Origin of the sequence: Stieleria maiorica, assembly GCF_008035925.1 — a bacterium.
In the GTDB taxonomy this organism is placed as follows: Bacteria; Planctomycetota; Planctomycetia; order Pirellulales; family Pirellulaceae; genus Stieleria; species Stieleria maiorica.
On record NZ_CP036264.1, the window covers coordinates 2,882,725 to 2,909,532 of the forward strand.

The 26,808-nt window shown below is 60.5% G+C and carries 16 protein-coding genes; 9 read left to right on the forward strand and 7 right to left on the reverse strand.

Annotation, left to right across the window (positions count from 1 at the left end):
* Positions 1-21: 21 nt before the first annotated feature.
* Complete coding sequence (locus Mal15_RS09925) at positions 22-1,134, reverse strand: pyridoxal phosphate-dependent aminotransferase (protein WP_147867607.1); 1,113 nt, start codon at positions 1,132-1,134, stop codon at positions 22-24.
* Positions 1,135-1,226: 92 nt separating this feature from the next.
* Between Mal15_RS09925 and Mal15_RS09930 the strand changes: the two genes are divergently transcribed.
* Positions 1,227-1,781: a DUF4416 family protein gene (locus Mal15_RS09930; RefSeq protein WP_147867608.1), complete on the forward strand. Its 555-nt coding sequence runs from the start codon at positions 1,227-1,229 to the stop codon at positions 1,779-1,781.
* 145 nt (positions 1,782-1,926) lie between these two features.
* Here the strand turns inward: Mal15_RS09930 and Mal15_RS09935 are convergent, their stop codons facing one another.
* Positions 1,927-2,889 carry a hypothetical protein gene (locus Mal15_RS09935; RefSeq protein WP_147867609.1) on the reverse strand — a complete coding sequence of 321 codons (963 nt, stop codon included), beginning with the start codon at positions 2,887-2,889 and terminating at the stop codon, positions 1,927-1,929.
* 200 nt (positions 2,890-3,089) lie between these two features.
* On the opposite strand from Mal15_RS09935, the gene Mal15_RS09940 reads away from it, so the two are divergent.
* Both Mal15_RS09940 and Mal15_RS09945 read left to right on the forward strand, forming a co-directional pair.
* Positions 3,090-4,640, forward strand: coding sequence for a sulfatase family protein (locus Mal15_RS09940; RefSeq protein WP_167546710.1), 1,551 nt, complete (start codon positions 3,090-3,092; stop codon positions 4,638-4,640).
* A gap of 513 nt (positions 4,641-5,153) precedes the next feature.
* Positions 5,154-5,753, forward strand: a complete 600-nt coding sequence (locus Mal15_RS09945; RefSeq protein WP_147867611.1) for a hypothetical protein — start codon at positions 5,154-5,156, stop codon at positions 5,751-5,753.
* Positions 5,754-5,986: 233 nt separating this feature from the next.
* Here Mal15_RS09945 and Mal15_RS09950 read toward each other — a convergent pair whose 3' ends face one another.
* Complete coding sequence (locus Mal15_RS09950) at positions 5,987-9,283, reverse strand: dockerin type I domain-containing protein (RefSeq protein WP_167546711.1); 3,297 nt, start codon at positions 9,281-9,283, stop codon at positions 5,987-5,989.
* A gap of 379 nt (positions 9,284-9,662) precedes the next feature.
* Between Mal15_RS09950 and Mal15_RS09955 the strand changes: the two genes are divergently transcribed.
* Positions 9,663-11,336, forward strand: a complete 1,674-nt coding sequence (locus Mal15_RS09955) for a hypothetical protein (protein ID WP_147867613.1) — start codon at positions 9,663-9,665, stop codon at positions 11,334-11,336.
* Between the two features lie 122 nt (positions 11,337-11,458).
* Here Mal15_RS09955 and Mal15_RS09960 read toward each other — a convergent pair whose 3' ends face one another.
* Positions 11,459-13,498 carry a M13 family metallopeptidase gene (locus Mal15_RS09960; protein ID WP_147867614.1) on the reverse strand — a complete coding sequence of 680 codons (2,040 nt, stop codon included), beginning with the start codon at positions 13,496-13,498 and terminating at the stop codon, positions 11,459-11,461.
* Between the two features lie 559 nt (positions 13,499-14,057).
* Positions 14,058-15,485 (reverse strand): sulfatase family protein, encoded by a 1,428-nt coding sequence (locus tag Mal15_RS09965; protein WP_147867615.1) that lies wholly within the window; start codon positions 15,483-15,485, stop codon positions 14,058-14,060.
* Positions 15,486-16,040: 555 nt separating this feature from the next.
* Here Mal15_RS09965 and Mal15_RS09970 point away from each other — a divergent pair.
* The 5 genes from Mal15_RS09970 (at position 16,041) to Mal15_RS09990 (ending at position 23,518) form a co-directional block, all read left to right on the forward strand.
* Positions 16,041-17,798: a peptidylprolyl isomerase gene (locus Mal15_RS09970; RefSeq protein ID WP_147867616.1), complete on the forward strand. Its 1,758-nt coding sequence runs from the start codon at positions 16,041-16,043 to the stop codon at positions 17,796-17,798.
* A gap of 201 nt (positions 17,799-17,999) precedes the next feature.
* Positions 18,000-19,433: an aldehyde dehydrogenase family protein gene (locus Mal15_RS09975; RefSeq protein WP_390623528.1), complete on the forward strand. Its 1,434-nt coding sequence runs from the start codon at positions 18,000-18,002 to the stop codon at positions 19,431-19,433.
* 336 nt (positions 19,434-19,769) lie between these two features.
* Entirely contained in the window at positions 19,770-21,353 is a 1,584-nt protein-coding gene (locus Mal15_RS09980) for a phytoene desaturase family protein (protein WP_147867618.1), read from the forward strand.
* Positions 21,354-21,521: 168 nt separating this feature from the next.
* A complete protein-coding gene (locus Mal15_RS09985) occupies positions 21,522-22,346 on the forward strand; it encodes a lysophospholipid acyltransferase family protein (protein WP_147867619.1) in 825 nt (274 codons plus the stop codon).
* The gene (locus tag Mal15_RS09990; RefSeq protein ID WP_147867620.1) at positions 22,343-23,518 is read left to right on the forward strand and encodes a glycosyltransferase; all 1,176 of its coding nucleotides are present in this window, start codon (positions 22,343-22,345) and stop codon (positions 23,516-23,518) included. Before Mal15_RS09985 ends, Mal15_RS09990 begins: the two co-directional genes overlap by 4 nt.
* A 291-nt stretch (positions 23,519-23,809) precedes the next feature.
* Here the strand turns inward: Mal15_RS09990 and Mal15_RS09995 are convergent, their stop codons facing one another.
* Positions 23,810-25,234 carry a class II fumarate hydratase gene (locus tag Mal15_RS09995; protein WP_147867621.1) on the reverse strand — a complete coding sequence of 475 codons (1,425 nt, stop codon included), beginning with the start codon at positions 25,232-25,234 and terminating at the stop codon, positions 23,810-23,812.
* 226 nt (positions 25,235-25,460) lie between these two features.
* A complete protein-coding gene (gene mgtE, locus Mal15_RS10000) occupies positions 25,461-26,807 on the reverse strand; it encodes a magnesium transporter (RefSeq protein ID WP_147867622.1) in 1,347 nt (448 codons plus the stop codon).
* Between the last annotated feature and the right edge of the window lies 1 nt (position 26,808).

Here is a 26,808-nt window from a genome sequence, read left to right on the forward strand (position 1 = left end):
ATTCTCGGAAGGGGACTGTCCCTAGGCCTCGTCGGCCAATTGGTTCAGCATCGCGACGCCCTTGGCGATGGTTTCGTCCGAGGCGGCAAAGCTGATGCGAAAATGGCTGTCGCGGGCGCTGAAGATGTTCCCGGGAATGATCAACAATCCCCGCTCGATCGCCTTGTGGACAAACGCCTCGCCGCCGTCGTCGCCCGGCGCTTTGGGGAACAGGTAAAACGCGCCGCCGGGGCGGGTGAACTCGAATCGCTCGGCCAGGCCGTCGCAGATCAAATCGCGTTTCTTGCGGTAATCATCGATGTGTCCCTGCAGATTCACCTCCATCGCTCGCAAAGCGCCCCACTGGGCCGGTTGCGGTGCACAGACGAACGAGTACTGCTGGATCTTCAGCATCGTCGCGATCACTTCACGCGGTCCGTGGACGTAGCCGACGCGCCAGCCCGTCATTGCGTGACTTTTGCTAAATCCATCGATCACGATCGTGTCCGGATTGAACTGGGCCGGTGAAACGAAGGCGTCGTCGTAATGGAACCGGGAATAAATCTCGTCAGACACCAGCGCGATGTTTTTTTCCGCCGCCAGCCGTGCGACCGCTTCCAACTGCTCGGCCGACGCGGTGACGCCCGTCGGATTGGCGGGGCTGTTCAGCAGGATCATCTTGGTCTTGGGCGTCATCGCGGCGGCGATCGCATCGGGATCGAGCTGAAAACTGGGGTAGGAATCGATCGGAACCGCGACTCCGCCACACATCTTCAACAGCGCCGGATACATCACAAAGAAAGGGTCCAGATAGATCACTTCGTCGCCCGGATTGATCATCGACAGCATCGAAAGCATCAATCCGCCGCTGGTCCCGCTGCTGACAAACACGTCGCGGTCGGTGTGTCCATAACGCGTTTCGATTTCCTGTTGCAGCGACTGACGCAGTGGACCGATTCCCTGGGTCGGCGAGTAGGCGTTTTTGCCGCTCCGGATCGCTTCGATCGCCGCATCCTGGACCGAATCGGGGACGTCAAAGTCCGGTTGACCGATCGAAAGATTGACCGGATCCTTCAACTTGGCCGCCAAATCAAAGACTTTGCGAATGCCGCTGGCGTCGAAGGTCGTCGTGCGGTCTGCGATCCAAGGATGCATGGTTCTGTTATGCTCTAGGAAATCGGTGTGGACGCGGCGCCAGTCGACACGTCGAAACAATAGATCGATTGATTTTAGACGAGAGACGACTTGTGGCCGAGGTGTTGTACGTTGAACCGGTGATCCGATTTTGTGCAGTGATCTCTTGTGACCCGACGGTTCGGCAGCAGGCGATCGAACGTCTGGAAAACCACTGGGGCGAGATCGTCGTGCAGTCTGGCCCCCTGCCGTTCCAGGCCGGCGGGTATTATGCCGCGTCAATGGGCGAGCACTTGGAAAAGGAACTGATCGCGTTTCACCAGCCCTGCGACGCGGCGGAATTGGCCGATTGGAAGCATTGGACCAATTCGTTGGAATCGCAGTTTGCCCGACCAGACGCGTCCCACCCGCGTCCGTTGAACCTGGATCCCGGCTACATCACCCAAGCTAAATTGGTCCTGGCGACGACCAAGGATCGCGACCACCGCGTTTATTTACGCGACGGAATGTTTGGCGAAATCACATTGACGTACACCGCCAAAAAATGGATCCATCACCGTTGGACCTATCCCGACTATCGGACCGCGGATGTCGCCGAGTTTGCCACCCGGTGCCGCAATCATCTGCGGTCGACGCTGCAACGGGGCAAGGGGTTCCGACAGCGTTAATCGGCAGAGGGAGTACGACGTCCTTTCTAGGTCGTCGCGCAGAGCCCCTCGGGCGACGGCCCGGAAGGGCCATCGTACATCAGAAAAGTGATCCCAAAAAAGCTAGACGGTTCCGAATGGCTAGACACCTACGGCTGCTGCGGGACTATCGCGAACGCACCAGGGTTGCCAGGTCGAAGCCCTGCTTCTGGATGATCGGGCCGATGTCTTCCAAAAATCGATCCGCATCGACGGGGTAGCCGGCCGTGGGACGCAGCGGAACGGTCGACAGATCTGCAAAATACGTGTTCAACGATTCCATCGCCTTTTCACGCATGTACTTGGCGACCATCGACGAGAAAGCGACCGGAGTGAACGAGTCGCCTTTGACGGTGAACCGGATCGTGAACTCATCACCGCGATATGGCACGGTATAGCTGCTTTCGGTTTTCGATTCGGCGATCACCCGGACCAAGGTGCCTTCAAACACCGATTGCAACGGTCCGGCGTAATAGCGGCGGCCGCCGTGTCGATCGCAAAACACGGCCACGGGTTCGCCGGACGAGATGGACAGCTCGTCGAGCAAGTCTTTCACCAGCGTCAGGGTCGTTTGTGATAACAAATCCGACTTGTTGCCCCCAGCGGCACATGCCTGATTGAACGCTTCGGCCGTGACCACACGTGCCTTCAGCCCCGACAGGATCGCCCCGCCGGACTGCCACGCGTCGATCAAAGGGCTGCCCTGTTTCGTTTCGATCGATTGTTTCATCAACCCTGCCAGCCAGGGTGCCGCGTTGATTCGCGCCCGGTCTTGCGGCGCCAGATCATCAACAATGTCCAAACGCCCGTCGGCCAGTCCGCACCACCGGGCTCCGGCCAACGTGACGCATTCCAGCTTGCCGTAGCCGCCGGATTTCTTGGTGGCCGATCGGGGCTGGAAGACCGTTTTGGAATCATCGACGACGACCCGCCGGCCGGCGACCGTCACCGGGCCGGCGACGGCCGCGAACGCGCGTTGCAGATCCGACCGGTCCGCCGTGTTGATCGGGATCTTCCACGCCGAGGCCGCAACGACAAGCGGCCCCAGTTTGGGGCCGTATCCGGCTTCGTCGGTGGCGATCAGGATCATGTGTGGGGCGGTTAAGGTGAGGTGGCACGAGCCGGTCATGAGTCGACCAGTGTAAGATGTCCGGCAATCGCCGTGAATCGCTGTTCCAATGCAGCTACCTTCGCCATCAGATGGACGGCCTGTCGTTTCCACGCTGTGGCGAGCGTAGCGACGCTATGGTGGCACGATCCGGATCGACAACAATTTCCAAAGAGTTTCAGATGATGATCCAACGCTTTTGCACCTTACCAATGCTGCTGACGGTCTTTTTGTCGTCGGTCGCGCTGTCGAAGCAACCGACCAACGTGGTGGTGATTTTTGCCGATGACTTGGGATACGGCGATGTCGGGGCATTCAACCCCGAATGCCCGTTTGAAACGCCCCATCTGGATCGTTTGGCATCGCAGGGGGCAAAGCTGACCAGTTTTTACGTGCCCACCCCTTACTGCGCTCCTTCGCGGGGCACGATCCTGACCGGTCGCTACCCGTTTCGTCACAGCGTGGTGCGCAATCCGTCCCCCGACTCGGGCGCGTCGAATTTTGGATTGCCGCAGTCGGAGATCACGATCGCCGAATTACTGAAGTCAGCCGGATACGCGACCGCCGCGTTTGGCAAATGGCATCTGGGGCACAAGGCAGCGTGGTTGCCACGGACTCAAGGTTTTGACCAGTACTTCGGCATCCTTTACTCCAACGACATGTACCCGGTTCAACTGGTCGAAAATGAAACCGTCGTGGAGTACCCCGTCGTTCAAGCGACGTTGACCCGCCGCTACACCGATCGCGCGATCGATTTTGTCAAACGACACAAGGACCGTCCTTTCTTCCTGTATCTTCCGCACGCGATGCCCCACAAACCGTTGGCGGTGTCGGATGACTATTACACCCCCGACACGCCCGATGATCTGTATGCCGACGTGATCGCCGAGCTGGATGCGGATGTCGGCCGGTTGCTGGCGACGCTCGACGAATTGGCGCTCAGTGAAAACACGCTGGTCATCTTCACCTCCGACAACGGACCCTGGTACGGCGGGTCGACCGGAGGTTTGCGGGGAATGAAAGGTAAAACGTGGGAGGGAGGTTTGCGTGTGCCGATGATCGCACGCATGCCGGGCGTGATCCCACCGGGGCTGGTGTCGGATCATCCCGCCGGCACCATCGACGTGTTGCCGACGGTCTGTGGTTTGGCCGGGATTGATCTGCCCGGCGACCGTGTGATCGACGGTACGGACCTGATGCCGCTGTTGACCGGCGCCAGCAGCGAACCGCCGCACGAGGTGATCTTTGGCATGCAAGGAACGTCGCTTGCCACGGTCCGCTCCGGCAAGTGGAAGCTGCACGTCGGCAACCCGGGGCCGTTGCGATTCAGCAATTTGTCTGAGGAAGAACTGGCCAATTGGGTCGACCCGCGTGGACCCGACGGAGTGACGTTGTTGGCCCCGTTTGAGCAAGCCAAACCGACCGAGCATCCGGGATTGACTGCGGGTGATGGGCCGAAAGCGATGATGTTGTTCGACTTGCAAGAAGACCCCGGTGAGCAGCACGACGTCGCGGAGTCGAATCCGCAGACCGTCCGTCGATTGAAAGCGTTGTTCGACGCCGTCAATGCAGACGTCCCGGAGTTTCCGGCACCGAAATCGGACTACTTGTTTGACGCCCCAGAGAAAGGCCCCCGGCAATTGATGCGTCTGATCGGCGGCGAGCTCCGCTATGACCGCATCCCCAAGTCACAGCAACCACTCCTCAAACAACCAGCCCCAACGCAGCATTGAGGCAACAGTGTAGAACCGTTGTCCCCAACTGTTCTACCCTGGCCGCCACGCGGACACCCGCCCTTCCCCAGTCGCACCGGCTGAGAAAACAGTGTCTAACCGTTGTCCCAACTGTTCCCCCTGGCCGCCACGTGGACACCCGAGCCTCTCAGCCAGACGGCTGAGGGGGGAACAATTGGGGACAATGGTTCTACAATCAGAATCGCCCTCGTTCCGAGGCTCCTCGACAACAGGGCGCGAAGTCCGCAGAGGCGTGCAACCGGCGAATACCTTGAGCGTTCTTGATGCCGCAGGGATGTCATGATCTCGCGTTCTTCGTGGTTGAACCTTCCCCCTGTCCGACGAATGCCGTGTAGAATGTGGAACCACGCGATGCACGACGAGCGGCGAAGTCAAGTTGTATGAAGCGGTCAATCTACCGTCGCCGCCGCGTGATCGCTGACGATCCTCGACTGGGCGTGTCGTTCCTAATCGACCAGCCTATCAACTTCTAGTCCAAGGAATCCGTCGGAATTGATTTGGTACATCGTAGGTTTACTCGGTGCGGCGATTGTCGCCTTTGTTGTTTGGCGATACACGTCGGTCGCACGCGGCGCTCGCAAGCGTGACCAGCAACTTTTCATGCTCGTCGATCCCATTGCCGAAAAACTGGCTGCCGGCGACTCACCTTCGCCAAAGCAGATCGAGGGTCTGGCCAGCTTGCCGCAGATTCGTGGGTTTCTCTACGAATTACTTAAACACTTTGAGCGGTTGGACCTTTTCCCTGAGAAATTCCGGGACGAAATCGCCCAGGCCGAAACACGACTTGCCTACTGGATGATGCATCCGAACGAACTGCAAGAGGCGCCAGATGAGATTGAACTTGTTGAAACGGTCACTCGAACGATCGGAAATGAAAGCTGTCGGTTTCATGTGTTTAAGTTCACGATGCCCGACGGCCATTGGGCGGGCGACGACTGGCTTCTTGGGCTCGCTGGTCCGTACATCGACGGCCAGCCTCCCTATACGGGGATTGCCGGCGCGTTCTCTCGCTGTGCGGATAAGTTTGGCGACGTTGCTCCCGAAGAATTGGTCGACTGGTACGTTGCGATGGCAGCTCGAAAAGGCGGGTGACCACGCGAAGGACGCGGAGTTGCCGACAGCGCGTTTTAAAACGTGGTTGATTGTTCGCGATTTGGAACCACTGATTGACACAAATGACTTTGCCGCGACTGGGGCCACCGGCAAGCACTGTGTCAGCCCGTCGTCTCCTTATCGCAGTCGCTCTTTTTGGCTGCGCGACGCACGGTGCACCAAGAGACCCGCTGAGTCACCAACCGTGGCCGAACCGTGCGGTTTGGACGGAGCTACTTCGATTGGCCGAGCAGGGTGATCAGTTCGTCGATCGCGCGGGCCAGTTCGGGGTCTTGGTCGTCTTTGCGGATCCCTTCCAGCCAGTCGGTCGCCTGGGTCGATTGCTCGTCTGACAGGGGCGATTGGCTTGGCAGTGTGTAGGCGGATGGCGCGGGCGTCATCACGCTGTCGTGGGCATCATTGACGGTGCTATCGGCGTTTTTGCTGTCCGGTCCGTCAGAGGCTTCGACGATCGGGCTGCTCTGGAGGGGATCGGAGGGAGTGGGATCGGCCGTTGAGGTCTCGGGGCTTTCGGCGGACGATTGGTCGGAATCGCTTGCCTCCTGGTCGGTGGCCGAGTTGTGCAGGGTGCCGCCGACGGTGCCGCCGTTTTGCAGGGTATTGAGAATGTTGATGACCAACAGGGCGTCCAGTGCGGTGACTTGGCCGTCGCCGTTGACGTCGTATCCGAACCCGGGGTCTCCCGGACCGACCGGACCGGGGCCATAGATGTTCAAGTAATTGATGATCGCCAAGGCGTCTCGGGGCGTGACTTCTCCGTTGCCGTCGACGTCATAGGGATTGTCATCGTTATGGAACGGCGTCTCGTTCTCCAGGACCTCGATCACGAACGTGGCCGTGACGGCATCAAACACGGCCGAGGTGTCTTGGGCGGTGATCGTCAGTTCGATCTGCTCGGCGGCCGAGCGTCGGACGAATTGATCATCCAGCAGTTTCAATTGTGATCCATCGATTTCGAACCGTGGATCATCGACGGTCAGGTCATAGCTGTCCGCCGCGGGGACTCCATCGAGCGAAACGTCGCCGACCGGCGCGCCTGCTTCCAGCTCCATCACGGTCTGGTTGGACAGGGTGATTTCCGTGATCGCTTCGGGCACATCCATGATCGGAAGTCGCATCTCCATCGATGCGGTACTGCCGGCATGATCGTTTGCGGTGATCGTCAGCACGACGACCGATTCCGCTTCGTAGTCGATCGACTCGCCTTGCTTGAGCCAAAGTTGGTTGCCGATCACTTCAAAGCGTTCGTCGTCGACCGTGTAGGTGATTGTTTGGCCGAGATCCTGGTCGGATGCTTCCAGTTCAGCGACGAAAGCCCCTTCGTCGTTCTCCATCACAAAGGTGTAATACGCCATGACATCGACGACGGGGTCATTTTCGTCTTCGACGTAAACCGTCAAGTCGTGGCTGAAATACTGTCCGGCGTCACGGTCCAGCCCGGCGATGGTGATGGTGATCTGAGGCTCGAGTTCGTAGTCCAGCCCTCCGCTGACCAAGATCAAGGTGCCGTCTTCGATCGTGAAACGCGGATCAAAGATCTCCAGGTCATACTGGTTTTCGATGTCGACGTCTTCGATGTGAACCGAACCGACTTCGTAAGGTCCCTCGGCGTGCTCGGGCACGTCGCCGCCGTGAAAGCGGATTCCGCGGGGCAGGTCGGGCTGGGCGGCGATCGAGACGCTGAAGTGGATCGGATGGGAGGCGGCTTGACCGTCATGGAATCGAACGGCGAAGGAATCCGACCCGTTGTAGTCGGCGTCGGGCTGGTATTTCAGGCCGCCGTCGGGATCAAAGGTGACTGCGCCATGAGTCGGCTCTTCCACGATCAGGGAAACCAACCGGTCTCGATCCGCGTCGGCGACCAAGGCGGCGATTTCCGACGCGTCGATCTCCAGCGGTTTGTCTTCCAGGGCCGAGGCGCTGTACTGGCTTGGCACGTTCGGTCGGTCGTTCTGGCCATCGACTTGAACACCGAATTCGATCTCCGCTTGATCGTCGTCGGCATCCAGGACGACGCGGTGAGCGACCGGTTCCCTTAATCTGATCGAAGAGGTTCCGGTTTCACCCAACAAGAACAATGAATCCAGCGACGCACCGGGGACGATGGAGATCGGATTGCCGATCGAATCGATGTTCACCGGAAGACTGGTCAGCAGCTCGCCGTTGCGGATGTCGTGCATCAACAAGACGTGCCCGGAGTCGCGCGCGTCGATCGTGGCGATCGCTTCACGGCCGGGAATAAACGTCCACGGGCCGGTTGCCGAATCGAATTGATGCAGCGGCGCGAAGCCGGCATCGACGTCCAGGACGGCAACATCGCCCGCGGCGTAACGCACCGCAAGCAACCCGGCCGCATCGTCAAAACTGAGCAGTTCCGTGGCGCCAACCAGCACCGTTTCGGTTCCCGAAATCCAGCTCGCCGCGTCGTTGCTCCACAAGGTCGTTTTCAGCGCCGGGGTGGTCTGGTCGCTTCCGGCCATCGCAGCGGTGCTTGCGTCGACCGGCCAAGCCATCACGCTGCGGCTGGCGACTCCCAGCGGTTGCGAGGACAAATCGATGGAGCTGGTCGACGCGAGGACTTGGGTGCTGGCGGGAACGGTGACCCGCGTCGGCAGGACTTGCGCGCTGACGGGATTGTTGCCGGTGGCGGACGACGTCACTCGGATCGTGTGCACCGTGCCGGGGTCGCCGGGCTCGCTGCCCGCGGCGATCACGACGCCGTTGCCATCGGCACCGACTGCGGATTCGGGGTCCGCAAAGGCGAGCGGATTGGTCGAGTACTGGAGCATGCGAAGCGGGGCGCCGCCGGCCGGGACCAGATAGATCGCCGAACGCGGTTGGCCGACTTCGGAAAACGTGCCCGCGACGACCGATGCCAAGACGCCTCCGCGGGAACCACCGGTGGCCGCCGTGACCAGCCCCGTCGCGGAAAAGCTGAGCGGGACGTTGGACATCCGAGTCCCTGAGGTGTCGATCTGGACCAGGGAGGTTTCGGTCAAAACGCTCAGCTGTGTGCCGGCCAAGATCGCGTCGATCGGTTCGTGGAACGACGCCGGCAGGGGCGTTTGTTTGGCGCCGACGGGGAAGGTTTGTTGTTGGTTCTCCGAACCATCGAACAACCGGACCGGATAGGTCCCCGGCGGCAGGTCGTCGAATCGAAACTGGCCTTCGGCATCGCCGATCGAAAACGCTTCACCGGGATCCAGGTTGGCGTTGTCGTTGGCGTCGATGTAGGCCAGCCGCGAACCCAGCCGCACTTCGGAGGGGTCCGGACGCATCGATCCGTCCTGGTCGTGATAGACCGACCCGGTGATCACCGCCAAAAGACGGCGTTGTCCCAAGCGTTCGAACACCAGCCGGCGACGGCTCCGAGCGGGTCGACCGGCAGCTCGATCGCGGCCTCGAACGGCTTGGTCCCCGCTGACGCTGGGGGCGCCATCGGCAGCATCGATCTGCCGCCGGCGACCGCTCGCGTTCTTGCCACTGTTTGCTGGCCGGCGTGATCCCATATCGCTCCGGTGCGTTCCTGAAAGGTTGAAGGCTGGAATGTTGAAGTTCGGCTCGATTCTTCGCTTTCGAAATCCGGTGGGTTCAGCCCCGCGCCTAGCCCTCACCACTGACTTCGACTGTTCATTTGCTGCCGAGTTCCCTTCTGGGGGGGAATTCCTGCAGACTTGGGAAACTTTTTTCCATTTCTGGGCGTGTTCGCCGGGGAACATTCGCTCGACAGGGCGTCTATGATACGCTGTAGGGGCCGATTGCGGTTGAGAAACCGGCCGCATTTCGCGCGAATATCATGCCAAAAAAAACGCGTTGTACGTGCCACCGCCCCGCAGATAACGGACGGTCGATCGTCTTCCTTCGTCGCAAATTCGGACGAGATCTCACATGGTTACTCTTTTCATGAACGCTCCGCAACGGCTCGGGTACCTATTCGGTTTGCCATCGGTCGCCGCGAAACCGCCGATGATGGCGAAACCGCTGATGATGTTTGCGATCGGGGTGGCCGCCCTGGCGTGGACCCCTCCAACGGTCTTTGCCCAGTCCGAAGGCTACGAGGATGAGATGGGCATGGAAGGCTACGAGGACGAGATGGGCATGGAAATGATGTATGAGGAGGAAATGGGCATGGAGGGCTATGGCTATGGATCCCGCGGTCGACGTGGCGTGTCGCCCCAAGACCTGGTCGCGACGCGGTTGTCCGACGCCCTGACCAAGGCGTTCGAATCAACCAGTTTCGCGTCTTTGGCGGACCCCGAGGCCGCCCCGCCGGTCCTGTCGGGCCCCGTCTTGCTGAACGATGCCACCGTGGCGTACGCCAAAGGAAAATATGACCTGGCCATGAAGCTTTACTTCGGCCACATCGTTGCCGAATACGACCATGCCCAAAACCAGTTGCAACTGGTCAAGTACAGCCGGATGATGCGACGTCCGACGTGGCAGCTGCGCTGGGGCATCTCGTACGCCGTCCGCGGTGACGCGACCGACCCACAACCCATCGGCGATGTCCAGGCGTCTGGTCGCGGCGGTGGCGGGTTCGGCGACGGCGGCATGGAAGCCGGGATGGACGAATTCTATGAGGACGGCTTCGGCGGTCCCGGTGCCGGCGGGCGTCCGGGAATGAACGACACCGCAGGCATGGATAGCTACGAAGATGACATGGCGGGCATGGACGAGATGTACGAGCAGGAAATGATGATGGGGTCAGGCGGCGGACGACGCCGCGCTGCCGCCCCTGCCGGACCGCCCACCCCGGCGGCCCGACTCGCCGCGCTCGACGCAACCATGCTCAGCCAAGAAGCCGAGGAGAGCCTGAGCAAGAATCTGGGAATCGTCACCACCCTAATCGGGGAAGAGTTTGATAAACGCTACGCCCAAGGCGATTTCGGGCGAGCGATGACGGACGTGACTGCCGAATCGGGAAGCGCCGAGACGGTGTCCGAAGCGTTCGTGAATCTGATCGAGAACGCCGGTGACACCCTGCCGCTGTGGCGACCCGGGATCGTCTTTCTCGGCGAAGGCACTTCGACGGACAACATTCGCCGCGCCCAAAAGGCCGACTTGGATTTGCTGATTCACCTCGATGTGCTGCTGAAACCGCTGCGCGGCGAGTACACTCAAAACATCAGCCGTTGCCGGTTGTTCCATGTGCCCAGCGGCGAGTCGAAAGGCATCTCCAAGGTCATCGACTCGCTGGAATTTGCCCAGAAATCTCGCATCAAGAGTGTTTCATCGCGAGATTTTGTCGGCGAGCGACTGGAAAACTTCTTTGCGATCATCGATCGGGAAACCGTCACCTCCGATTTTCCGGGGCTGACACCTGAGATCGCCAGCAAACGCGTCGGGGCGCTGTTGGCCAGCGGAGGTGGGAAGAACCTCCGCACGCTCGCCGAAGTCCGCTTGTTTCAATCCCAACAGCTGCTCAGCGAAGAGGAAGTGCTGACCGCGTTCGACATCGTCGGCGGCGAGGAAGCACTGGCGTTGATCTACGGATCCGAAGAAGAACGTCTGCGGATCGTTCGCAATTGGGCCGGCGGCCGGGCGGATCAACCGGCGGAGTAGTCGGGGAAGAAATCATTCAAACGTAGCTACTTTCGCCAGAAGGTGGGTCCCCGGCTTTCCCCACGCTCTGGCGAGCGTCGCTACGTCCTGCCAGCTGAAATTGGCCGGTCTGACCGGTCGGTCTACCAGATTCGCACGCGGTCTTTGGGAGCCAGATACAACGTGTCGCCTTCCTTGATTCCGAAGGCTTCGTACCAGGCGTCCATGTTGCGGACGATACCGTTGACGCGAAACTCGCTGGGGCTGTGCGGGTCGACGTTCAGCCGCCGCACCAATTCGGGATCCCGATACAGTCGCCGCCAGATTTGGGCCCAGCCTAGGAAGAATCGCTGGTCACCGGTCAATCCGTCGATGACCGGGGCGGGCGAGTCGCCGAGCGAAAGCTGGTACGCCGCATAGGCCACGCTCAATCCGCCCAGGTCGCCGATGTTTTCGCCGAGCGTCAACTCGCCGTTGACGTACTTGCCTTCCATCGCCTCGAAACCGTTGTACTGGTCGACCAACCCGCCGGCGCGTTTTTCGAATTCGCTGCGGTCCTCTTCGGTCCACCACATCCGCAAGTTTCCGTCGCCATCGAACTTGCTGCCCTTGTCATCAAACCCGTGGCTGAGTTCGTGGCCGATCACGGCGCCGATGCCGCCGTAATTGACCGCGTCGTCGGCGGCCAAGTTGAAGAACGGCGGCTGCAGGATGGCGGCCGGAAAGACGATTTCGTTCATCGTCGGGTTGTAGTAGGCGTTGATCGTTTGCGGCGTCATGTGCCATTCGTTTCGATCGATCGGCCCGCCCAGCTTGTTCAGATCACGTTCGTATTCGAACCGCGCCGACGCGAGCAGGTGGTCGCCCAGCACGCCCTCGCCGATCGTCAGTTTTTCATAGTCCTTCCACTCGTCGGGGTACCCGATTTTGGTCGTGAACTTCGACAATTTTTCCAGTGCCTGTTTCTTCGTCCCCTCGCCCATCCAGTCGCGGGTTTTGATGCGGCCTTCGAACGCTCGGATCAGGTTGTCGACCAGTTCGTTCATCCGCTTCTTCGCCACCGGCTTGAAGTGTTCGGCGACGTACAACTGGCCGACCAGTTCGCCGAGCACGGCGCCGGTGACGTCGACGCCACGTTTCCAGAGCGGTTGTTGGACATCGATCCCGCTGATCGCCGTGTCGTGGAAATCGAAGTGACGTTTTTCCAACGACTCGCTCAACCCCGATGCTGATCCATCGATCGTGTGATAGGTGAAGTAGTCCTTCCACTGGTCGACGGTGAACTCGTCGAACAGGGCCGCCAGGGATTCGAAATACGAAGGCTGGCGAACGACGATGTTTTCGACCGCATCGATCCCCGCCGCGTTGGCGTAGTCGAACCATTTCAGCGTTCCCAGCATCGCGTCCAGTTCGGCGTGCGAGCGTTGGTTGTAGGTCGCGATCGGATCTCGGTTCTCCGTCTTCGTCCAATGAATTTTGGCAATCCGGCTTTCGATCTCGACGATTGATTTCGCTGCGGCCTCGGGGGCGGGGTGATCGACAAACCCAAGGATGTCGGCGATGTAGGTGTGCAGTTTCTCGCGCAGTTCGACGTAGCGGTCTTCGTCCAGCAGGTAATAGTCGCGGTCGGGAAGCGACAGCCCCGATTGCGTCAGGTAGACCGTGTAGGCATCGCTGTTTTTGGCATCGATCGAAACGTAGGGAACAAAGGGACCGCCGATCCCGGCGCGTCGCAGGGAGCCGATGGCCGTTGCCAGCGAGGTGTGTGAATCGACCGCGGAGATTTCGGCAAGCAGCGGACGAATCGGGTCCAGACCGGCCGCGTTCCGCGCATCGACGTCCAAGACGCTGCCATACAAGTCACCGACCTTTTGTTTCGGCGTCCCGAACTCCGCCTGCGACTCGGCAGCCTTTTCGATTAGCGTTCGCACTTGGGCGCGGGTGTTGTCGTCCAGGACGGTGAAGATTCCATAGTTGGATTTGTCGGACGGGATCTCGGTTTCGGTCAGCCATTGATCGTTCGCATAACGATAGAAATTGTCTCCGGCGGCGACCGAATCGCTGAAGATGGACAGATCAATGCCGGACACCTTGTCGGTGGACTTTTCATCACCGAAGGCGGGCACGCACGAGGCCAACGCGGCAAGCGTGACGGCCGACAAACTCTTGGCGAAAAAACGCATCAGAAACTCCGTTTACGGGGCGAGTCGAGTGTTGCAAGGGTTGCACCACAGGATTCTACGCAAAATCCTGTTCGGCTCGTAGCGGCGGTGAGTGCACGACGTTTTTTCGAGGTCGTCGCACTGAGCCCCTCGGGCGATGAAATCGAGTGACAGCAGCCGATTCGCGCGAGCGTTCGGGCCCAGGCTGGATGGAGGCCCGTAGGCTATGGAGGCCCGTAGGCTATGGAGGCCCGTAGGCTATGGAGGCCCGTAGGCTGGCGTTCAATGCCACCTACTCTATGAGCCGACGGCACTAGCCGCGGGCCTTGGATTGCGCCTCGAAACCTGCAAGGCCCGAGGCTAGCGCCTACGGCTCAGTTTGTGATCGAAAATAGGAGGCAATGGGCTGGCGCCAAACGGCTGATCCCAAGAGGGTTTCGCGGAACTGAAAACGCCAAAATCCTACGCTCGACAACGCAAAAGTATCGAACGATTTTACACAGCCCGGGCGGAGCCCCATCCGCGACGGCCCGGAAGGGACCGTCGTACTTAGGGACCGTCGTACTTGGGGAGCCTGTCGCTAGCGGTGGTCGCGGCACCAGTCTTTGGTGTGAACACCGCTGCGGATCCGCCATTCACGAAGCTCGTCCAGCAGACGCGTTTGGTGGGCTTCCGCGGCCGGGGTGTTCCACAAATTGTTCACTTCGTCCGGATCGGCGACCAAATCGAACAACTGCCCCTCTGGCTCGTCCAGAAAGTGGACCAGCTTGTGCGTCTTGTCGCGGACCATCGTCATGAATTCGCAACCGGTCAGGACCCCATCCTTGACCTGTTCACAATAGACGAACGGACGTCCCTGGAATGATTCCGGGTTGTCCAAGGCTCCGGCCAACGAAATCGCCTCCAGGTCCTCGGGCACGTCGACGCCGGCCCACTGCAAGATCGTCGGCCCCAGATCCATTTGCTGGACCAGCTCGGAAACGCGTTGTCCTTGGCCGAACCGTCCGGGAGCCCAGACGATCATCGGGACGCGGGTGATCTGTTCATACATCGTCCACTTTTGGCTTTGGCCGTGGTCGGTCAAACAGTCTCCGTGGTCGCTGGTGAAGATCACGATCGAGTTTTCGGCGTACCCGCCGGCTTCTAACGCCGACATGATCTGACCGACCTTTTCGTCAATCATTGTCACGTTGGCCAGATAGTAGGCTCGCTGCCGTTGTCGTTGCTCTGGCGTCACCTGCAACGGCATGACCACCGAATCATGGTCGATTTCCGAATTGTGGACCCGCAACTCCTTGAGCGCCGGGGGCTGGCGATCGAGCTCCTGCTGGGTGACCGGAATCAACGGTAATTCTCGATTCAGGTAGGGCTCCGCATATCGCGGCACGGGGTCGTAGGGAGGATGCGGTCCGGGAAATCCGATTTGCAGAAACAACGGGTCCTTTTTCGGCGTCGACTCGATCCACCACGTCGCCATGTCGCCGACGAAGAAGTCCGGGTGGGTGTCTTCGGGCAATTCCCAGTCGAACGCGCCGAGGGCTTGGTTGTAACCGGGAAGCTTTCGATATTGCTCGCGCTGCTGTTTGACCAGCCCGCGGAATCGCAGCGCTTTGTCCCATTCGTCAAAGAAATAGCGGCCTTCCAGGTAGCGATCTTTGTTTTCAACGACGAATCGCTCGTGAAAGCCCAATTCGGTCAAGAACGGCCAGGTGTGCATTTTGCCGATGTTCGCACAGTAGTACCCGGCGTCGTTGAGCCGCTCGATCCAGCTGCGTCGCCAGCGATCGGCGTTTTTCAGGATCCCCGTCGTGTGGGGGAAGTAGCCCTTGAACAAACTGGCGCGGGCGGCGGCGCAGGACGCTGCGGTCACGTGGCACTGGTCAAACGAGACGCCTTCGCGGACCAGCCGGTCCAGGTTGGGGGTGTTGACGTGCGGGTACCCCAGAGCGGCAATCGTGTCGTAGCGTTGCTGGTCGGTGATGATGAAGATGATGTTGGGGCGTTGCACGTTGCTCTGTCGTTTGGGGGTCGTGGAATGGGGCGGTGGAAAAGTGTGGGGATCGATGCCCGGTCAACCCGGAAACACGCTTTCGATCACAAACTGAGCCGTCGGCGCTAGCCTCGGGCCTTACAAGTCTCGCAGGGCAATCCAAGGCCCGCGGCTAGCGCCGTCGGCTCATAGAGTAGGTGGCATTGGGCGGGAGCTACAAGGGACACCATCGTTCCTATGCGGAGTCCAGGAAAGAGGGAGCCAGGGTACATTATGGTGGCACGTTTAGTCCTGGCAGCCAGACGGGGGCCATTGTCAGCAGTGATTGCGAGTTTCGCTACCGGCAGGGCTGACATTCGACTTGAGACGAAATGGAAATTTTTCTAGTTTCGCCATCCAGTCGACCGCGGAGTGTCGTTTTCCCGGTCGATTCCCGCATTGCATGATCCGTGAGAACGATTCAAAGGAGTGATCGCCATGGTTTCGACGAGTTGGCACCGTAACATCCGTTCCGCAGTTGGCTCGAGCCTGCCTGGATCGGGCCTGTCTGGATCGGGTTTCTCGCCCGCCTTGATGTTGTCGGCCGTTTTGTTTGTCGCCACCGCGGCGGTTTCGCCCGTCGCAGTTTCACCCGTCGTCGGCCAGGAAAACAACTCGGTTGTCGCGGTCGTGAACGCGGATCCGATCACCCGCCAAATGCTCGCCACGGCCACTTTGGAACGCTACGGCGAAACCGTCCTGGACAACGTCATCGTCAATCGCCAGTTGATCCTGCAAGCTTGTCAGGACCGCGGTCTGGAAGTCACTCAGGCCGAAGTCGCTCAGGAAATCACGCGGCTGGCGACCAAGTTCGGATTCAGCGTGCCCGATTACCTGGGGCTGTTGCAGGAAGAACGCGACATCGATCCGGGCCAGTACGGGCGTGAGATCGTGTGGCCGATGTTGGCGCTGCGAAAATTGGTCGCCGATCAGGTCGAACCGACCGAAGAAGAATTCAACCGTGCGTACCTGGCCCAGTACGGCGAAGCGGTCAAATGCCGCATGATCATGGTTGCCGACGAACAAAGAGCACGCCAATTGCACCAGCAAGCGACCACGACGCCGGCCGCGTTCGGTGCCCTGGCCAAAGCGAACAGCGAAGACGAGGTCAGTGCAAGTGTTGGGGGACTGATTCCGCCGATTCGACGTTACACCGGCGATTCACGACTGGAAGACGCGGCATTCGCGTTGGCCAACGACCAGATCTCTCCCGTCATGCAGGTGGCCGACCAATGGATCTTCCTGCAAGCCGTGCGACGAATCCCGGCCACCACGCCGCCGATGACCGCGATGCCGACCATCCGCGAGCAGATCAATGACCGAATTCGCGACCAGAAAATGAAGGGTGCCGCGAGCGAATTGTTTGCACAACTGCAACGTGACGCCAACTTGGTAAAAGTCTTCGGGGATGCCGAGCTGACGAAACAGTACCCCGGCGTCGCGGCCATCGTGAACGACCAACGCATCACGATCGCCCAGTTGGCAGCCGAGTGTGTCAAGCGTCACGGGAAAGACGTCCTGGACGGCGAAATCAACCGCAAACTTTTGACCCAAGCCCTCTCCAAAGCCAAGAAGGTGGTCGGCGACGCGGACATTCAAGCCGAAATCGCTCGCGCCGCAAAAAGCTATGGCTACATCCGCAGCGACGGTTCGGCCGACGTGGCCGCATGGACCGAATCGGTCACCAGCGAAGGCGACACGACGTACGAGATCTACGTGCAAGACGTGGTTTGGCCCAGCGTGGCGCTCAAGAAACTGGTCGAAGACCGCGTGGCGATCACCGACGAAGACATGCAGCAGGGATTCGAATCCAATTTCGGCCCCCGCGTCGAAATCCTGGCCTGCGTGTTGAGCGACCAACGGACGGCACAAAAGGTTTGGAAGATGGCTCGCGACAACCCCTCGGAAGAATTCTTCGGGCGTCTGGCCGAACAGTACAGCATCGAACCGGTCTCGGCCAGCAACAGCGGCAAAGTTCCGCCGATCCGCAAGTACAGCGGTCAACCGACCATCGAGCGCCAAGCATTCGCACTCAAGCAGGGCGAACTGAGCGGCATCATCGCGACGGGCGACAAGTACATCATTTTGAAGTGCCAAGGACGCACCAAACCGATCGTCGCGGACATCGAAGCGGTGCGTGGGGAATTGGTTCGTGACCTGACGGAAAAGAAGTTTGCCGCCGAGATGGCGCAAGAATTCGATCGACTGAAGGACACCGCCCAAGTCGACAACTTCTTCGTCGCCGCCAAAGAGATCGCCACCGCAACCCAAGGCGGCAAAGCGACTCGGTAGGGGAGAAACGCCATTCTCGGGTAACGCAACTCGTCAACGGCTTGCCGATTCATCCCACACGCCAAACCGTGCGCAAAGATGCCAGCCCGACGCGTGAGCGAGGGGCGCAACGTTGCCCCTCGCTCACGCGTCGGGCTGGCAGTGGTCCCCGGCATCGGGGAATATCGACATGCCGTCAAGCGTTTCGTCCGGGACGCCAGGGTGACGAAAGTCTTGGCGACTTCCGCTACAGTGGCGTCCATGTGGAACCAACTCTCTTCCAGACAACGCTGCCGCATCGTCGGTTCGATCGCCGGGGCACTTTGCGATCGATCCGACGAGCTGATCCAGGCCTGTGCGTCGCCGCAGCGAACCGATCCGGTCGAAACGATCACCAGCGAGTTGTTGCCGCTGTGCGCGGCGCTGAAATTCTTGGGCAAGCGGGGTGCTAAAATCCTCGCGCCACGGCGGGTGGGAATGTCCAATCGCCCCGCTTGGCTGCTGGGCGTCCACTCGGTCGTCCATCGCGTCCCCTTGGGAACGGTCCTGGTTCTCGGGACGTGGAACTATCCGCTTCTGTTGCCGGGCGTCCAGGTGGCTCAGGCCATCGCAGCGGGAAACCGTGTGCGACTGAAACCGGCCCTCGGTGCCCAGCGGGCCTCGCAAATCCTGGTCGAATGTTTTCATGCCTGTGGCGTGCCCGCGGACCAATTGGTCTTGCTCGATTCGGACACCTCGGCCGCGGTCAACGCGATTTCCGAGGGCGTGGATCTGATCGTCTTGACGGGTGCGGCGGAGACGGGGCGCAAGGTGCTCGAATCTGCGGCGCCGACGCTGTCCGCTTCGATCATGGAATTGAGCGGATGCGACGCGGTGATCGTGCTGCCCGGTGCCGATGAACAACGTTTGATTGCGGCCCTGCGGTTCGGATTGAGCTTCAACGCCAGTGCGACGTGTATCGGCCCCCGAAGATTGCTGGTTCAAGCCGCGAATCATGAGGTGCTCGTTGAGCGGTTGACGACGGTGTTGGCTGAGATGCCGCCGGTGATCGTCCACCCGGCGGCTCGTCGGGGGGTGGCCGATTTGGTCGCCCAAGCCCTTGCCGCCGGCGCCGTCGATCGTCTCGGTCGTTACGACCCGATGCAGTTGCGGGAACAGGGAGCGATGTACCCGTTGTTGCTCGATCGCGTCACGGCGGACCATGCGATCGCCTCGGCAGACGTGTTCGCGCCGGTGCTGTCCGTGATGGGTGCCCGCGACATCGATCATGCGGTCGATCTGGTCAACGCGTGTCCGTATCGATTGGCTGCCAGCGTGTTCGGGCCGGCGGCCGAAGCGACCGGCGTGGCCGAGCGGTTGGATGTGGGGACCGTCACGATCAATGATTTGATCGCACCGACCGCCGACCCCCGATTGCCCTTCGGCGGACGCGGGCAAAGCGGATTCGGAGTGACCCGCGGGCCGGAAGGCTTGCTGGCGATGACGGCTGCCAAAGTGATCAGCCGGCGACGCGGCTCGCTCGCGCCGCATTTGCGTCCCCGAGCCGCTTCGGATCAGGAGATGTTGCACGGTGCGCTGCAAATGTTGCACGGCGCCGGATTCCAAAAACGGTTCGCCGGCTTGCGTCGCATCGTCCGCAGCGTCAAAAAGACTTAGTCGCTGTTCCACGTACGATGGCCCTTCCGGGCCGTCGCCCCTCGCTGCAACGCAGCGAGCGGGGAGTCGCCTGAAGGTTAAACACCAACGTCCACCCGGGTGCGTCGCTGTTCCACGTACGATGGCCCTTCCGGGCCGTCGCCTCTCGCTGCAACGCAGCGAGGGGGAGTCGCCTAAAGGCTAAACACCAACGTGCGCTGGGGGGCGTCGTCGCGTCATCTCGCGCGTCTGGCGGAAGATGGACGGGGCCCAAAAAGCCAATCCCGCCGGGGCGGTCTACCGTGCAGGCTTCCTGCCCAGGTACACTTCATCTAAAAGCCCCCTCCAAGAGTATTCATGATGATTGCAGCCGATCCGAATCCTTTGAACGTCATCGTCGTCGGCAGCGGTCTGGCGGGGCTGTCGAGCGCCTGTGTGCTCGCCGCTCGCGGGCACCAGGTGACATTGTTGGACAAGAATGACTGGGTGGGCGGAAAGGCCGCTCAGCACTGCGCCGACGGTTATCGTTTCGACATGGGGCCGACGATCTTGACCGTCCCCAGCGTCTTGAAACGCGTTTTCGCCGAAGCGGATCGCAAGCTGGAAGACTACCTGGAGATCCTGCCGCTGGATCCTCAGTGGCGGTGCTTTTTTGAAAGCGATGGCAAAGGCGGCTCGGTCGGTGAGAATTCGGTTTTGGATTTGGTCTCCAGCACACCGGAGATGAAGGCGCGGCTGAGAGAATTCACCGGCAGTGACGTCAATGCGGACGGCTACGAAAAGTTCATCGGGCTGAGCGAACACCTGCACGGCGTGTCGGACCGGTTTTTCTTTTGGCGATCGATCGGCGGGCTGGCCGACACGATGGATGTCGGCGGGGCGTTTTCGTTGAAGGTGCTGAAGGACGTGATGTCGCTGCGGATGGGAAAGAGTGTTGCGTCGGTCGTCCGATCGCATGTTCCCGACGCCCGCGTGGCCCAAATGATGGACCACTTCACCCAGTATGTCGGTTCGTCGCCCTATGCGTCGCCGGCCGTGCTGTGCAGCATCGCCCACATGCAGACCGAGGAAGGCATCTGGTATCCCGTCGGCGGAACGCGAGCGGTCCCCGAGGCACTTTGCAAGCTGGCGGTCGAACTGGGCGTGGACGTCCGCACGGGGTTGGATGTGATGCGAATCCAAACCAGCGGCAGCCGCGTCACCGGAGTGATCACGGCCTCCGGTGAAACCCTTCCCTGCGACGCCGTGGTCAGCAACTGCGACGCTGTCCGCACGTATCGTGAATTGCTACAGGACACGCCCCAGTCGAGACGATTTGAAAAGAGCAACCACTACTCGCCGGCCTGCAGCGGCGTCGTGTTATACCTGGGGCTGAATCGACGCTACGAGCAACTGTTGCACCACAATTTTGTGTTTTCGAAAGACCCCGAAACGGAATTCGAATACATCTATGACCGTGGTGAACCGGCCCCCGACCCGACAGCCTACGTGTGCGCCCCGGCGATCAGCGAACCCGAGGTCGCACCGGAGGGTTGTGAGGCGCTGTACATCCTGGTTCACACGCCCTACCTGCGCCCGCACCATGATTGGAAACGGATGTTGCCAGAGTATCGCGAGGTGATTTTGGACAAGATGGAATCGTGCGCGGGGACCAAGGGGATTCGCGATGCGATCGTGCATGAAGCCTCGTTGACTCCCGAGGGCATCCACAACCGCTATCGTGTGCTCAACGGTGCGATTTATGGATTGGCCAGCCACGGCAAGTACGTCGGCGCGTTCAAGCCCGGCAACCGCCGCAAAGACGTCCGCGGGTTGTACTTGGCCGGCGGTGCGGCGCACCCCGGGCCCGGCATGCCGATGGTGATGATGAGCGGTTGGATTGCTGCGGACTCGCTGGACCAGGACGCTCGTGGGGGCAAACTGACTCCGCTGGTGTCGTAGAGAGAATGATCGGCGGATTGGGGCTGGCCTTCCAGACCCGCTGCGCGGGACTATAATTGGTCCTCGTCGCCTTGAGATACGGGGCTGCGGTAGTGGACGACGCGAGGAGTCCTGGCAGCTGGCAATCCGAAAGGACTCGTCGCCTCGTCCACTACCCGAGGACCAAGTATGACAAAGGCTTCTGTGCGAGAAACGACCGACGACACGCTGTTGGTCAAGAAGCCGGCCGCCTGGTTTCTTGGCGGTTTCCACGCTTTCTTGCGGCCCTTCCTGCGACGCCACTTCCACTGCATCGCCATCGATCGGGCGACGCATCCGGCATCGGATTTCGCGCGGGACATTCCGTTGATCATCTACGCGAATCATCCTTCCTGGTGGGATCCGTTGATCGCACACTTCTTGCACCGGACGCTTTTCCCCGAACGTCATTTCTTTGCGCCGATCGATGCCGATGCCCTGGAACAATACAGCGTCTTTGAAAAGCTGGGGTTCTACGGTGTCAAACTTTCCAGCGGCTCCGGCGCCGCGGCGTTCTTGAAGAAGAGTGTCTCGATCCTAAATCAGCCCGACTCGGCCATCTGGATGACGCCGGAAGGTCGCTTCGCCGATGTCCGTGACCACGGTGCCGAATTGATGCCCGGACTGTCGCACCTGTGCAAGCGAACCGACGATGCGATCGCGCTGCCGTTGGCGCTGGAATACGCGTTTTGGGACGAGCGGTTACCGGTCTGCCTGATCTCGCTGGGCACACCGATCCGGACGGCGGACCACCCGGATTGGTCCAAGCCGGACTGGGCCAAGCACTTGGCCGGCGGACTGAGAGACGCACAAACGCACCTGTCCCAGTTGACGATCTCACGCTCCAGCGAACCGTTCGACAACCTACTTAGCGGTACCCGCGGTGGCGGCTTGGTGTACGATTCGTGCCGACGCGTCAAAGCGATGTTGACGGGAAAGAAGTTTCAGGCCAGCCACGGGGGCCAGTTCCAATGACCCTGTTCATTGCGATCGCCGCATTGGCGTTGACGGCATTGCCGGCTGCTCTATTTCTGGTCAACTTGCCGCTGTTTCAATGTCTCCGTCCGAGTGACCGTCGTTGGGCTCTAGGTGTTAGCCGATCCCCGTCTGACGATGCCCCTCCAGAGCCTGGCGTCTCGGTTTTGATCCCAGCCCGCGATGAAGCATCCGCCATCGGGCGATGCATTGAAGCGGCGCTTGCGAGCGAGAAGGTGACTGTCGAAGTGATCGTGCTGGATGACGACTCGTCGGATTCCACCGCGGAGATTGTCGCCGAACTGGGGCAAGCCGACCAACGCGTGCGTCTGATTCACGGACGCCCCTTGCCATCTGGCTGGAATGGCAAGCAACACGCGTGCTGGCAGCTCGCCGCAGCCGCCACGTACGATCGGTTGGTGTTCCTGGATGCCGATGTGCGACTGACGCCTCACGCGTTGTATCAATTGATTTTGTATCAGGATGAAACTGGGGTCGGGCTTCTGAGTGCGTTTCCCCACCAAATCACCGGGACATGGCTCGAAAAATGGCTGATACCGATGATGCATTTCATCCTGTTGTGCTACTTGCCGTTTTCTCGCATGCGTGATCAACCGGACGCGAGTTTGGCGGCCGGATGCGGTCAGTTGTTCCTGACCTCACGTCAGGCCTATGAGAAAGCCGGCACGCACGAATCGATCAAGCAGTCGCGACACGACGGTGTCAAGCTGCCGCGGGCGTATCGAGCGTCGGGCATCAAGACCGACGTCGTTGACGGAACCGATTTGGCCGAGTGCCGGATGTATCGGGGGGCGGCGGAAGTGATTCGCGGCGCGCTGAAGAACGCGACCGAAGGCATCGCCGCTCCGAGACTGATCGTCGTGTTCAGCGTGTTGCTGTTGGGGGCGAGTGCGTTACCGCTGCTCGCGCTGGTGCTGGCGATCGCGGAGAAACATTCGGTCGCGATCGCGATTTCGGGTGTCGCGATTTTGCTGGCCCATTTGCCGCGATTGGTTGCGGTCGTGCGGTTGCGACAATCGTTATTGGGTGCGTTGTGTCATGTGCCTGCGACGACAGTGTTCGTGTTATTGCAGTGGATCGCACTTGCCAATCACCTCGCCGGCCGTCAAATCGCATGGCGCGGTCGCACCGAAGGGGCGAAGCACGAATGACAGGTTGGTTTAGCCTTTAGGCGATTTCTATCGCTGCGACGGATGTCGATTGTATTGGTGCAACTTCGGTCCACATCTAAATTCTCTCCCTCTGGGAGAGACGGCGTGTGCACAGCACGCAAATGCCAGCGAGCAAACGCCAGAGAGGGCTCGCCCTAGCAGAGTCGCTTTCGCCTCGCGAAACACGAAAGTCTTGGCGATTTCCGCTACGAACAAATCCGTCACTTATAAAGTCGACGTCCCTAGCAGCGACCGTGTGCGGCAAAAGCCTGAACACCAACCATCTCCGCATCAGCCCTGGGGCTCGGTCATCTTCCAGGGGTCGAGTGCATCGGTCAGGACGTCTTCGTCCAAGATGCCTTTCTCCAGGCAGAGTTCGCGGATGGTCTGGCCGCTTGCGAACGCTTCTTTGGCCAGTTTCGCGGCCTGTTCGTAGCCGATCAACGGGTTCAAACTGGTGCACATCGACAGACTTTGCTCGACCGCCGCGTTGCACGATTCCTCGTTCGCTTCCATCTCTTCGACACAGAATTCGACAAAGGCGCTGGAGCCGCTGGCCAGCAGCGCGATCGATTCCAGAATGGTGTGAGCCATCACCGGCATCATGATGTTCAGCTGGAAATTGCCGCCGGCGGCACCGCTGATCGTCATCGTGCCGTCGTTGCCGATCACCCGAGCGGCCAGCTGCATCATCGACTCGCACATCACCGGGTTGACTTTGCCGGGCATGATCGAGCTGCCCGGTTGTCGCGACGGCAATTGCACTTCGTAAAACCCGCAGCGCGGGCCGCTACCCAACCAGCGAATGTTGTTGGCCAGGTTGAACAAGGTTTGCGCGATGCATTTCAGCTCCCCGTGCGACTGGACCAGGGCGTCGCGTTGGGCGTTGGCTTCGAAATGATTGACCGCGTCGATGAAGGCGAGGCCGGTTCGCCCGCTGAGTGCGGCGGCAACGCGGGCACCGAATTCGGGGTGCGTGTTGATGCCGCTGCCGACCGCGGTCCCGCCGACGGGCAATTCGAGCACGGCATCACGGGCGACCTTGGCACGGGTGATCGACAGTTCCACTTGTCGCGCAAACCCGCCGAACTCTTGGCCCAGACGCAGTGGCGTGGCGTCCATCAGGTGGGTCCGGCCGATTTTCATGACCTTGTCCCAGGCCTTGGCTTTGACGACCAACGCCGCGTGCAGCGACTCGAGCGCCGGGATCAATGCGGTTTGGATCTGGACGGCGGTGGCGACATGGATGGCCGTCGGGAACGTGTCGTTGGTGCTTTGCCCCATGTTGACGTGATCGTTGGGGTGGATCGGCTTTTCCAACGCCATCCGATCGCCGCCGGCGATCTCGATCGCGCGGTTGCTGATCACCTCGTTGACGTTCATGTTGCTGCTGGTGCCGCTTCCGGTCTGGAAGACGTCGATCGGGAATTCTCCCGCCAGCTTGCCTTCGATCACCTCTTCCGCGGCGGCCAGCATCGCGTCGACTTGCGAGTCGGTCAGCGGGTTTTTGCCGCTGCCGGTCAATTTCCCCAGGTCGCGGTTGGCGACGCCGCAGGCGTGTTTGACCATGCCCATGGCGCTGATCATCGTTTGCGGCAACCGCCACCCACTGATCGGAAAGTTTTCGACGGCGCGCTGCGTCTGGGCGCCATAGTAGGCGTCGGCCGGTACCTGAACGTCGCCCATCGAGTCGTGTTCGGTTCGATAATCCGTCATGGCTGTTGTGGTCGCGGTTGGAGGGAAGAATTGAGTCCCCGGAAGTTTACCGCCGGCAACTGCGGTTGAGAATTGGTGTGCGGCGAGGCGCGCTTCGGGCGGGTCGGGTGTTGCGGGGCCGCGCTTCGGGGTAGCGGAAGCCGCGAAGGCTTTCGGCCGCGCAGCCGCCGCGGAGGCGAAACTCTTGGCGAGTTCCGCTACCTAAAAACGAGGAGTTACCAAAGCGCTAGAGCATGACGCGGGCGATGTTGATGTAGATCACGATGCCCAGAATGTCGACGATGCCGGCGACGAAGGGGTTGCTCATCATGGCCGGGTCGAGCCCGAGTTTTTGGAAGATCAGCGGCAATGCGGCACCGAAGAAACAGCCGACGATGATCACCGCCAGCAACGTCATCGGGATCACCAGCGCGGCGAACGGCGTGGGAGCCATGAAGATGGCGACGGAGTATCCGATCGTCGAAAGAAAGACGCCCAGCACGCAGGACACGACGACCTCGCGGCGGATCACGGTGCGCCAGTCGCCCAGTTCCAGGTGGCCGCTGGTCAGCGCGGTGATCACCAGCGTCGCCGATTGGCTGCCCGAATTGCCGCCGGCGCTGATGATCAACGGGATGAACGAGACCAGCCAGATGTAATCTTGCAGCTCGGCGTGATAATGCTCCAGGGCGAACGCGGTCAGCAACGCGGCGAAGAACAGGATGATCAGCCAGATCCCGCGTTTCCAGGACAGGTTCAACAGCCCGATCCGCAGGTAATCTTCTTCCAGCGGTTCGACCGCCGCGATCCGGTGGGCGTCTTCGGTCAATTCTTCGCGGACGACGTCGATCACGTCGTCGTGCGTGATGATGCCCAGCAACTGACGGCCCGAGTCGACGACCGGGATAGCCAGCAAGTTGAACCGTTCGACCTTTTCGGCGACCGATTCCTGGTCCTCGTCCACTTCGGCGACGATCACATCGGTCTCCATCATCTCGCCCAGCGTCCGATGCGGCCGAGAAAGGGATGACACGAGTTGCCGCGTCGAAACGATGCCCCGCAGCAGGTTGTCATGGTCGACGACGTACAGGTAGTAGATCGTTTCCAATTCGCTGGCTTGTTTGCCCAGTGCCTCCAACGCGTCGGACACTGTCAGCGATTCGGCCAGCATCGCGACCTCGGACGTCATCAACGCGCCCGCGGTCCCTTCTTCGTAGGAACACAGACGCAAGATGTCGCGGCGGTCCTCGACCGGCAACAGCGGCAGGATCGACTGGACCCGCGCCGGCGGCAGTTGCTGGATCAAGTCGACTCGATCGTCCGACGCGATCCGGTCCACCAGCGCGGCGACTTCGCGCGGTTCCTGGGTCCGCAGCAATTCGACTTGCCGCTGGTCCTCGAAATACGAAAAAATCTCCGCGCGTCGATCCAGGTCGGCGTACTGCAGCACCGACCACAGATCGACATCGTCCAACCCCTCCATGAACTCCGCGGTTCGCCCGGGATTGAGGGCCGTGCAGAATTCGACCAGTTCGGCCGTATTGTTTTCGGCCAACATCTCTCGAAGTTCTGGCAGTAGGAGAGGGTTGACCATG

Excerpts from the sequence above, each read along its gene's own strand:
- Mal15_RS09950 (WP_167546711.1), bottom strand. The coding sequence starts at position 9,283 with ATGGGATCACGCCGGCCAGCAAACAGTGGCAAGAACGCGAGCGGTCGC.
- Mal15_RS09935 (WP_147867609.1), bottom strand. The coding sequence starts at position 2,889 with ATGATCCTGATCGCCACCGACGAAGCCGGATACGGCCCCAAACTGGGG.
- Mal15_RS09970 (WP_147867616.1), top strand. The coding sequence starts at position 16,041 with ATGTTGTCGGCCGTTTTGTTTGTCGCCACCGCGGCGGTTTCGCCCGTC.
- Mal15_RS09955 (WP_147867613.1), top strand. The coding sequence starts at position 9,663 with ATGGTTACTCTTTTCATGAACGCTCCGCAACGGCTCGGGTACCTATTC.
- mgtE (WP_147867622.1), bottom strand. The coding sequence starts at position 26,807 with ATGGTCAACCCTCTCCTACTGCCAGAACTTCGAGAGATGTTGGCCGAA.
- Mal15_RS09985 (WP_147867619.1), top strand. The coding sequence starts at position 21,522 with ATGACAAAGGCTTCTGTGCGAGAAACGACCGACGACACGCTGTTGGTC.
- Mal15_RS09995 (WP_147867621.1), bottom strand. The coding sequence starts at position 25,234 with ATGACGGATTATCGAACCGAACACGACTCGATGGGCGACGTTCAGGTA.
- Mal15_RS09925 (WP_147867607.1), bottom strand. The coding sequence starts at position 1,134 with ATGCATCCTTGGATCGCAGACCGCACGACGACCTTCGACGCCAGCGGC.
- Mal15_RS09940 (WP_167546710.1), top strand. The coding sequence starts at position 3,090 with ATGATGATCCAACGCTTTTGCACCTTACCAATGCTGCTGACGGTCTTT.
- Mal15_RS09960 (WP_147867614.1), bottom strand. The coding sequence starts at position 13,498 with ATGCGTTTTTTCGCCAAGAGTTTGTCGGCCGTCACGCTTGCCGCGTTG.
- Mal15_RS09990 (WP_147867620.1), top strand. The coding sequence starts at position 22,343 with ATGACCCTGTTCATTGCGATCGCCGCATTGGCGTTGACGGCATTGCCG.
- Mal15_RS09980 (WP_147867618.1), top strand. The coding sequence starts at position 19,770 with ATGATGATTGCAGCCGATCCGAATCCTTTGAACGTCATCGTCGTCGGC.